Source organism: Bradyrhizobium sp. P2_E8, assembly GCF_056403875.1.
Map to the genome: position 1 here is coordinate 1 of NZ_JBFUES010000224.1, position 8,769 is coordinate 8,769.

The window sequence follows — 8,769 nt, forward strand, 5'->3', positions numbered from 1 at the left end:
CGCGGGATGCGGCGGTCGCATTGCAAAAATGCAGCGCCTCGCGTCCCAATTACTAACAATGTATGAAGCCGCAATGCAGCGAAACAGGATCCGTTAACGCGTCTGCCGCGGCAGCTTCGGCAGGAACACCGCGAGCAGCCCGATCGCCGGCAGATAGGCGCAGACCTGATAGACGAACTCGATCGAGGTGTGGTCGGCGAGCTTGCCGAGCACGGCCGCGCCCAGGCCGCCGATGCCGAAGGCGACGCCGAAGAACACGCCGGAGATCATGCCGAAGCGGTGCGGCACCAGTTCCTGCGCGAACACGATGATCGACGACGTCGTCGAGGAGATGATCAGGCCGATGATGACGCTGAGCACCGCGCTGGCGTAGAGCCCGGCATAGGGCAGCGCCAGCGTGAACGGCAGCGCGCCCAGAATCGAGATCCAGATCACGATCTTGCGCCCGAAGCGATCCCCGAGCGGACCACCGAGAAACGCGCCGACCGCGTTCGCGGCAAGGAAGACGAAGAGATAGATCTGGGCGGCCTGCGTCGACACGCCGAAGCGGTCGATCAGATAGAAGATGTAGTAGCTCGACAGGCTCGAGACGTAGAGCTGTTTTGAGAACAGCAGCGCCACCAGCACGGCGAGCGCGACCGCGACGCGGCGCGAGCTCGGCGCATCAGGATGGGCTTGGACCGCCGCCGTCTTCTTCGCCTTGATCTGCGGCGCGTACCAGCGGCCGATGCGCCAGAGAACGACGATGGCAAGGAACGCGATCGAGGAGAACCAGGCGATGCTGCCCTGCCCGAACGGCACCACGATCAGCGCCGCCAGCACCGGGCCCATCGACGTGCCGAAACTGCCGCCGAGCTGGAACACCGATTGCGCAAAGCCGTAGCGGCCGCCGGAGGCGAGCCGCGCGATGCGCGCGGATTCCGGATGAAACACCGCCGAGCCGAGACCGACCAGCGCAGCGGCAACGAGGATGACGAGATATTGGTGCGCGGCGCTGAGCAGCAGGAGACCGAAGAAGGTCGAGGCCATGCCGATCGCCAGCGAATAAGGCTGCGCCTTCTTGTCGGTGTAGTGCCCGACCAACGGCTGAAGCAGCGAGGCYGTGAACTGGAAGGCCAGCGTGATCATGCCGATCTGCGCGAAGTCGAGCGCGTAGGTGTCCTTCAGGATCGGGTACACCGAGGCGATCAGCGACTGCATGGTGTCGTTGAGGAAGTGCGAGAAGCTGATGCCGGCGAGCACGACATAGGCCGGCCCCGCAGCCCTGGCGGCAGCGGGCGCGACGTCGTTGACGACGACGGGCTCGGTCAGCGTTTCCTCAGAGACGACGACAGGCTTGTTCAACGGACCAATCCCAGGAGGCGCGGCGAACCGCCGCATCCGCCTAACTACGATGCAAGTGGCGGTGGAACCACCGCCAAACGTCGATGGCTGGGATGCGCTTCGCGGCCGGTTTCACCGCGAAGCCGCGCGGCCTGCATGGTTCGAGAGGGCTCCTCACCATGAGAGTTTCAGATTTCGCCGAGAAACAAGACCTCATCCTGAGGGCCCGCCAAAGGCGGGCGTCTCGAAGGATGGCTACGAGCTCAGGCCGCCGCCTGTCCGAGCGCCGAGACGATGGTGTCGACGACGTCCTCGACCAGGATGCGGTCCTCGCCTTCGCCCATGACGCGGATCACGGGCTCGGTGCCGGAGGAGCGGATCAGCAGGCGGCCATGGCCGTTGAGGCGCTTCTCGCCGTCGGAGATCGCCGATTTGACGTCGGAATCGTCGAGCGGCTTACCGCCCTTGTGGCGGACGTTCTTGAGGATCTGCGGCAGCGGAWCGAAGCGGTGGCAGACTTCCGACACCGGCCGGCGCGACTTCTGCACCACGGCCAGCACCTGCAAGGCGGCAACGAAGCCGTCGCCGGTGGTGGCGTAGTCGGACAGGATGATGTGGCCGGACTGCTCGCCGCCGAGATTGTAGCCGCCGCTCAGCATCTGCTCGAGCACGTAGCGGTCGCCGACCGGCGTGCGCACGAGATCGAGCCCCTGCCCTTTCAGGAAGCGCTCGAGCCCGAGATTGGACATCACGGTGGCGACGATGCCCGGCCGCGACAGCCGGCCGTCTTCCTTCCAGCTCTGCGCGATCACCGCGAGCAGCTGGTCGCCGTCGACGACATGGCCGCGCTCGTCGACCAGGATGACGCGATCGGCGTCACCGTCCAGCGCAATGCCGATGTCGGCGCGCATCTCGCGCACCTTCTTCGACAGCGCTTCCGGCGAAGTCGAGCCGCAATCCTTGTTGATGTTGAAGCCGTCGGGCTCGACGCCGATCGGCACCACGTCGGCGCCCAGCTCCCACAGCGCTTCGGGCACCACCTTGTAGGCGGCGCCGTTGGCGCAATCGATCACGACGCGCAGGCCCTCGAGCGACAGATCGCGCGGCAGCGTGCGCTTGGCGAATTCGATGTAGCGGTCATGCACGCCGTCGATACGGCGGGCGCGGCCCAAGCTGGCACTTTGTGCCAGCCGCTTCTCGATGGGCTCGTCGAGCAGCTGCTCGATCTGCTTCTCGACGTCGTCGGAGAGCTTGAAGCCCTGCGGACCGAACAGCTTGATGCCGTTGTCCTCGAACAAATTGTGCGAGGCCGAGATCATCACGCCGAGATCGGCGCGCATCGACTTGGTCAGCATCGCGACCGCCGGCGTCGGCATCGGGCCGACCAGCAGCACGTCCATGCCGACCGAGGTGAAGCCGGCGACCATCGCGTATTCGATCATGTAGCCGGACAGGCGGGTGTCCTTGCCGATCACGACCCGGTGGCGGTGGTCACCGCGCTGAAACGCAAGGCCTGCGGCCTGGCCGACCTTGAGCGCGAGCTCCGGCGTGATCAGTCCGTTGGCGCGGCCCCTAATCCCGTCCGTCCCGAAATATTTGCGGCTCATATCGTCCCCCACGCAACAACCAGGGAATCCCCTCTACAACCACGGAGTGCCCGAACGGGCCCCGCATCCCTGATTTGCTGAGGTCTTATAAGGCCATCGCGGCTAACTTGGCTTCAAAAAATGTGATTAATCATTACGGAATAGGGGCCAGCTTCGCCGCGCTAACTGATTGTTAACACTATATTTCCCGTTAGGGAACCATGAACGGGGCGGAACCCGCCCTATTTGGAGCGCTTCACATGGCCGTCGGCGCGGCTCGGCGCCGGCTGGGTGACGTTGACGGGATCGGAGCCCGGGAAGGTCTCTTCCAGGCCCTCTTCCAGGGCGTCCTCGAGGTCCTTCTTCTCCTTGATCTCTTCCGGTGTCGGTGCGGCGTGCGGCCTCGTCATGGCACCCTCCTCGCAAACGATTTGGCTGAGCATCCAACCATGCTAGATGACCCCTCGATCTTCCGATGCAAGACTTTCGGATACGAGACGGGCCGGGGACACGTTCATGAAGCACATCACCTGTATCGACGATCTTCGCGCGCTGCATCAGCGCCGCGTGCCGAAGGCGTTCTTCGACTATTGCGACCGCGGCTCGTATGCCGAGGAGACGCTGCGCGCCAACCGCGAGGACATGCAGGCGATCAAGTTCCGCCAGCGCATCCTGGTCGACGTCTCCAAGCGCGACACCTCGACGACGATCCTCGGCGAGCCCTCGACCATGCCGCTGGTGCTCGCGCCGGTGGGCCTCCTGGGCATGCAGCATGGCGACGGCGAGATCCACGCCTGCCGCGCCGCGCAGGCCGCCGGCATCCCGTTCACGCAGTCGACGATGTCGATCTGCTCGATCGAGGACATCGCCGCCAGCGTCGAGAAGCCGTTCTGGTTCCAGCTCTACGTGATGAAGGACCGCGGCTTCATCAAGGCGCTGATCGAACGCGCGATCGCGGCGAAATGCTCGGCGCTGGTGCTGACCGTCGATCTCCAGGTGATCGGCCAGCGCCACCAGGACATCAAGAACGGCATGACCGTGCCGCCGGAATGGTCGCTCTCGAAGCTGATCGATTTCGCCACCAAGCCGGCCTGGGTGTCGGGTGTGCTGCAGGGCAAGCGCCGCACCTTCGGCAATCTCGCCGGTCATCTGAAGGTCAGCGACGACATCACCTCGCTGTCGACCTGGATCAACTCGCAGTTCGACACCTCGCTGAACTGGAGCGACATCGATTGGATCCGCAGCATCTGGCCGGGCAAGCTGATCCTGAAGGGCATTCTCGACGTCGAGGACGCCGAGCTCGCCGCGAAGACCGGCGCGCAGGCGATCGTGGTCTCCAACCATGGCGGCCGGCAACTCGACGGCGCGCCGTCCTCGATCGAGGTGCTGYCCGAGATCGTCGATGCCGTCGGTGACAGGATGGAGATCATGTTCGACGGCGGCATCCGCTCCGGCCAGGACGTGATGCGCGCACTCGCGCTCGGCGCAAAATCCTGCATGATCGGCCGCGCCTACGCCTATGGCCTGGGCGCCGGCGGCCAGGCCGGCGTCGCCAAGGCGATCGACATCATCCAGAAGGAACTGCTAACGACCATGGGCCTGTGCGGCGTCAACAGGATCGAGGAGATCGACGATCACATCATTGCGGTGTGAGGCGTTGAGGYGCGAAGAACGCGCCACAATCAACATGGTCGTCCCGGACAAGCGCGCCCTCACATCGGCGGCGTAATCCCGTCCCTGCCGACGTTGACGCGGTTTGCCTCCAGCGAGCCGTCCTCCTTCTTCGCCGCGCCGAAGATGATCAGCCTGGCGCCCGGCTTGATTTCGGACCTGTCGCTGGCGACGAAGGTGACGATCGGGGTGTCCGGCGGCACCACGACTTTCTTCTCGCCGTCCTTGTATTTCACCGTGATGTTCTGACCGTCGGTGCCCTTGATCGTCTGCGAGACCGTCGCGTTGGTCATGGTCGAGTTGGCGCGCGCGTCCCAGGGCCGAAAGCCTTCGGCCGCGCCGCGCTGGTTCTCAGGGAAGATGTGCACGGCGATCGCCCTCTGGGTGCCGTCGGGCTCGGGCATGGCGGTGACGCCGATATAGGAGCCCTCCTTGATCTCCGACAGTTCCGTCTTCACCACGGCGAAGACCGCGACGTTGTCGGTCATGCGCACCTTCACGTCGCTGCCTTCGCGTGTCTTGATGTCGAGCATGTTGCCGTCGACGCTCGCGATGGCGCCGCGGATGCGCACTGTCGGCGCCTGCTGCGCCGAGACAGAGGAAACAGCGATAAAGGTCGCGAAGGCTGCCGCGACGGCGCGCGGCATCCAGTTTTTCAGCTTCGGCATGATTGTCCCCTCCAGGGCGTTGCGACGGTCAAACACGGCAACCCCGTGTGACCGCCGCTATTCCCGGCCGTGACGATCACATCGGCGGCGTGAGGCCGTCGCGCCCGACGCTGACGCGGTTGGTCTCGAACGAGCCGTCCGGCAACTGCTTCATGAAGGCGATCACCTTGGCGCCGGCCTTCAGGTCGGTCTTGTCGCCGGGCACGAAGGTCACCACCGGCGTGTTGTCGGGGACGAACACCTTCTTCTCGCCGTCCTTGTACTTGACCAGCAGCGTATGGCCGTCATTGCCGACCACGCTCTCCGACACCGTGGCGTTGGTCATGCTGGAGTTGGGCTTGAGGTCATAGGGGCGCGAGCCTTCGCCGGTGCCGCGCATGCTCTCCGGAAACACATGCACCTCGACGGCGTTGTCGCCGCCGTCAGGTCCCGGCACCGTGGTGGCGCCGACGAAGGAGCCTGGCTTGATGTCGGCGAGTGAAATTTTGGTGATGCCGGACACGCGCACATCGGATGCGATGTGGAGCTTGACGTCCTCGCCGCTGCGCGACTTGACCTGCAGGGTGTCGCCGTCGACGCGCTCGATCGTGCCGCGCACGCGCGTCGGCACCGGCGCCTTCTGCGCGAAGGCATAGAGGGTGGAAGCGGCCACCATCGCGACGGCGATGAGCGGACGTGTGAAAGTTGCACGTTGAACAGGCATGATTGTCTCCGATTGTCCCCACGGATAGAGAACTCCGAAGATCGCCTGCTATTCTTTCAAGTCTTTGTGAGATCGGCCTCGACCAATGCGCGCAGATCGGCCGTGACCCGCGGCCGCCGGCCGAACCACAGCTCGAAGCCGCGCACCGCCTGGTGGAGCAGCATGCCGAGCCCGTCGGCGGTCTTGAGGCTGCGTGCCTTTGCTGCGGCGAGCAGCGGCGTCACCAGGGGGACATAGACGAGATCGGCGACGACGGTCCCCTCCGGCAGGCGTGCAACATCAACATCGAGTGAAGGCTGCCCGTGCATGCCGAGCGAAGTCGTGTTCACGAGAAGTTTTGCACGCGGCAGCACGTCGTTGATCCCGTCCCACGTAACGGGCTGCACGTTCGGCCCGAACTCCTTCGCCAGCGTCTCGGCCCGCGCGATGGTGCGATTGGCGAGATGGATGCGCTTGATGCCGCGCTCGCGCAGGCCGAACACGACCGCGCGCGCAGAGCCGCCGGCCCCGAGCACCAGCGCCTCCTCGGCCGCGTCCCAGCCCGGCGCGCTGGCATCGAGATTGTTGATGAAGCCCTCGACGTCGGTGTTGGTCGCGTGCAACTCGCCGTCCTCGAACCACAGCGTGTTGGCGGCGCCGACGGCCTTGGCGCGCGCATCGGGCGTCGACAGTGCCAGCACGCCCTCCTTGTGCGGGATGGTGACGTTGGCGCCGACGAAGCCGCGCAGCGACAAGCGCAGCACGAAATCGCGGAGATCGTCGGGCGGGACCGCCTCGATGACATAGCCGCCGGCGATACCGAGCGTGCGCAGCCAGTAATGATGGATCAGCGGCGAGCGCGAATGCGCGGCCGGCCATCCGATCAGACAGGCTGCGGGAGCCTTGGTCACAGTCATCTTCTCCCCGGATCGTATCCGAGGCGATCCATTTCGCGTCCCGCGGGCTCTGTCAAGCGCGCCAGCGCCGCTAGTGCGCGGCGGCACCATCCGGGGCGGCCGCGCGCTTTGCCGCACCGCCCTTGATGTCGGCGACCGCGCGCTCGATGGTCTCGCGATAGCGGGCGCGCGGCGGGGTGACGCCATGGGTCAGCAGCGCGCGGCGGACCGCGGGCGAGGCGCCGGTGATGAACAGCCTGATGCCCTGGCGGTGGGCCTTGGCGGCGACGCGGCCGAGCACGTTGGCCGCCGTCGAATCCAGGAACGGCACCGCGGCGAAATCGACCACGAGACCCTTGCGCTTGTCGGCGATGCCGTCGAGCACGCTTCCGATCGCGGAGGCAGCGCCGAAGAAGAACGCGCCGGTGATGCGATAGACCAGCACGTCGCGATCGACCGCAAGCGCGGGATCGTAGGGAACGCGCTCGCCATTGCCGTCATCGGGACGGTCGGCGGCCACCAGCGGCGTGCGCTCCTCGATGCCGGTCATCTCCGACATGCGATGGATGAACAGCACCGCACCGAGCGCGAAGCCGACCAGAATGCCTTCGGTCAGGTCGCGGAAGATCGTGAGCAGGAAGGTTGCGAGCAGCACGACGGCGTCGCCCCAGGAGGAGCGCAGCAGCGTCACGAACTCCTGCTTCTCCGCCATGGTCCAGGCCACCACGACCAGCACGGCGGCGAGCGCGGCCAGCGGGATGTAGCTGGCGAGCGGTGCTGCGATCAGCATGAACAGCAGCAGGAAGACGGAGTGCAGCATGCCCGCGAGCGGCCCCCGCGCGCCGGCGCGGATGTTGGTCGCGGTGCGCGCGATCAGGCCGGTGACGCAGATGCCGCCGAACAGTGCCGAGCCGACATTGGCGACGCCTTGCGCGACCAATTCGCAATTGGAGCGGTGCCGGCGTCCGGTCATGCCGTCGGCCACCACGGCGGACAGCAGCGATTCGATCGCGGCCAGCAGCGCGAMGGCGATCGCGTCCGGCAGCACCGCCTGCACCTTCGCAAGCGAGAACGCGGGCAGCGCCGGCGACGGCAGTTCGCGCGGGATGCCGCCGAAGCGCGAACCGATGGTCTCGACCGGCAGCGACAGCACGGCGCTCGCGAGCGCAGCAAACACGACCGCGATCAGGATGCCGGGCCAGGACGGCCGCCAGCGCCGCAACACGGCGATGATGACGATGCTGCCGATTGCGACGGCAAGCGCCGACGGGTTGACGGTAGGCAGGCCTCCGGCCAGCGCGGCGAGTTTCGGGACGAACTCGCTGGGCTCCTTGCCCGCCAGCGTGATCCCTGAGAGATCGCGGAGCTGGCTGGCGAAGATGATCACGGCAATGCCGGCGGTGAAGCCGACCGTGACCGGATAGGGAATGAACTTGATGTAGGTGCCAATACGCAGGAGGCCCGCGGCGATCAGGAACAGGCCGGCCATCATGGTGGCGAGGATCACGCCGTCGACGCCGTGCCGCTCCGCGGTCGCCGCAACCAGCACAATGAAGGCGCCGGCCGGCCCGCCGATCTGGAACCGGCTGCCGCCGAGCAGCGACGCGATGAAGCCGCCGACAACGGCAGTGTAGAGGCCGCGGTCCGGCGTCACGCCCGAGGCGATCGCGATCGCCATCGACAGCGGCAGCGCCACGATCGCAACTGTGAGACCAGCAAAGACGTCGGCGCGGAAATCCGCGAGGCCATAGCCCTCACGCCAGACGGTGACGAGCTTTGGCAGGTACAGTTCGGCAAAGGTCGGCTGACGCAGCTGATGCAGCCGGCTTGCGTGATCGCTTGTGATGGTCATGCCCCACAATGCTCCGAAGCATCGTGCGTCCCGCGCCCCCGCGTGCGCGACGATGCGCTAGGTCATTCTGATCCCGAGCACGATCAACGCT

General features: G+C 66.0%; 8 protein-coding genes. 1 reads left to right on the forward strand and 7 read right to left on the reverse strand.

Annotated elements, in window-relative coordinates:
• Positions 1 to 93: 93 nt before the first annotated feature.
• The 3 genes from AC1D00_RS14880 to AC1D00_RS14890 form a co-directional block, all read right to left on the reverse strand.
• A complete protein-coding gene (locus tag AC1D00_RS14880) occupies positions 94 to 1,344 on the reverse strand; it encodes an MFS transporter (RefSeq protein WP_477011187.1) in 1,251 nt (416 codons plus the stop codon).
• 242 nt (positions 1,345 to 1,586) lie between these two features.
• Entirely contained in the window at positions 1,587 to 2,930 is a 1,344-nt protein-coding gene (glmM, locus tag AC1D00_RS14885; RefSeq protein ID WP_477011188.1) for a phosphoglucosamine mutase, read from the reverse strand.
• A gap of 221 nt (positions 2,931 to 3,151) precedes the next feature.
• Positions 3,152 to 3,319, reverse strand: coding sequence for a hypothetical protein (locus tag AC1D00_RS14890; RefSeq protein ID WP_167771152.1), 168 nt, complete (start codon positions 3,317 to 3,319; stop codon positions 3,152 to 3,154).
• Positions 3,320 to 3,425: 106 nt separating this feature from the next.
• Between AC1D00_RS14890 and AC1D00_RS14895 the strand changes: the two genes are divergently transcribed.
• Positions 3,426 to 4,562, forward strand: a complete 1,137-nt coding sequence (locus AC1D00_RS14895) for an alpha-hydroxy acid oxidase (RefSeq protein WP_477011189.1) — start codon at positions 3,426 to 3,428, stop codon at positions 4,560 to 4,562.
• A 59-nt stretch (positions 4,563 to 4,621) separates the two neighbouring features.
• On the opposite strand, the gene AC1D00_RS14900 is transcribed toward AC1D00_RS14895, so the two are convergent.
• From AC1D00_RS14900 to AC1D00_RS14915, 4 genes are all read right to left on the reverse strand, one after another.
• Positions 4,622 to 5,227 carry a single stranded DNA-binding domain-containing protein gene (locus AC1D00_RS14900; RefSeq protein WP_477011192.1) on the reverse strand — a complete coding sequence of 202 codons (606 nt, stop codon included), beginning with the start codon at positions 5,225 to 5,227 and terminating at the stop codon, positions 4,622 to 4,624.
• 97 nt (positions 5,228 to 5,324) lie between these two features.
• On the reverse strand, positions 5,325 to 5,951 hold the full coding sequence (locus AC1D00_RS14905) for a hypothetical protein (RefSeq protein ID WP_135176566.1): 627 nt from the start codon (positions 5,949 to 5,951) through the stop codon (positions 5,325 to 5,327).
• Positions 5,952 to 6,007: 56 nt separating this feature from the next.
• Positions 6,008 to 6,847 carry a shikimate dehydrogenase gene (locus AC1D00_RS14910; RefSeq protein ID WP_477011190.1) on the reverse strand — a complete coding sequence of 280 codons (840 nt, stop codon included), beginning with the start codon at positions 6,845 to 6,847 and terminating at the stop codon, positions 6,008 to 6,010.
• Positions 6,848 to 6,917: 70 nt separating this feature from the next.
• Positions 6,918 to 8,678: a SulP family inorganic anion transporter gene (locus AC1D00_RS14915; protein WP_477011191.1), complete on the reverse strand. Its 1,761-nt coding sequence runs from the start codon at positions 8,676 to 8,678 to the stop codon at positions 6,918 to 6,920.
• Positions 8,679 to 8,769: the final 91 nt, after the last annotated feature.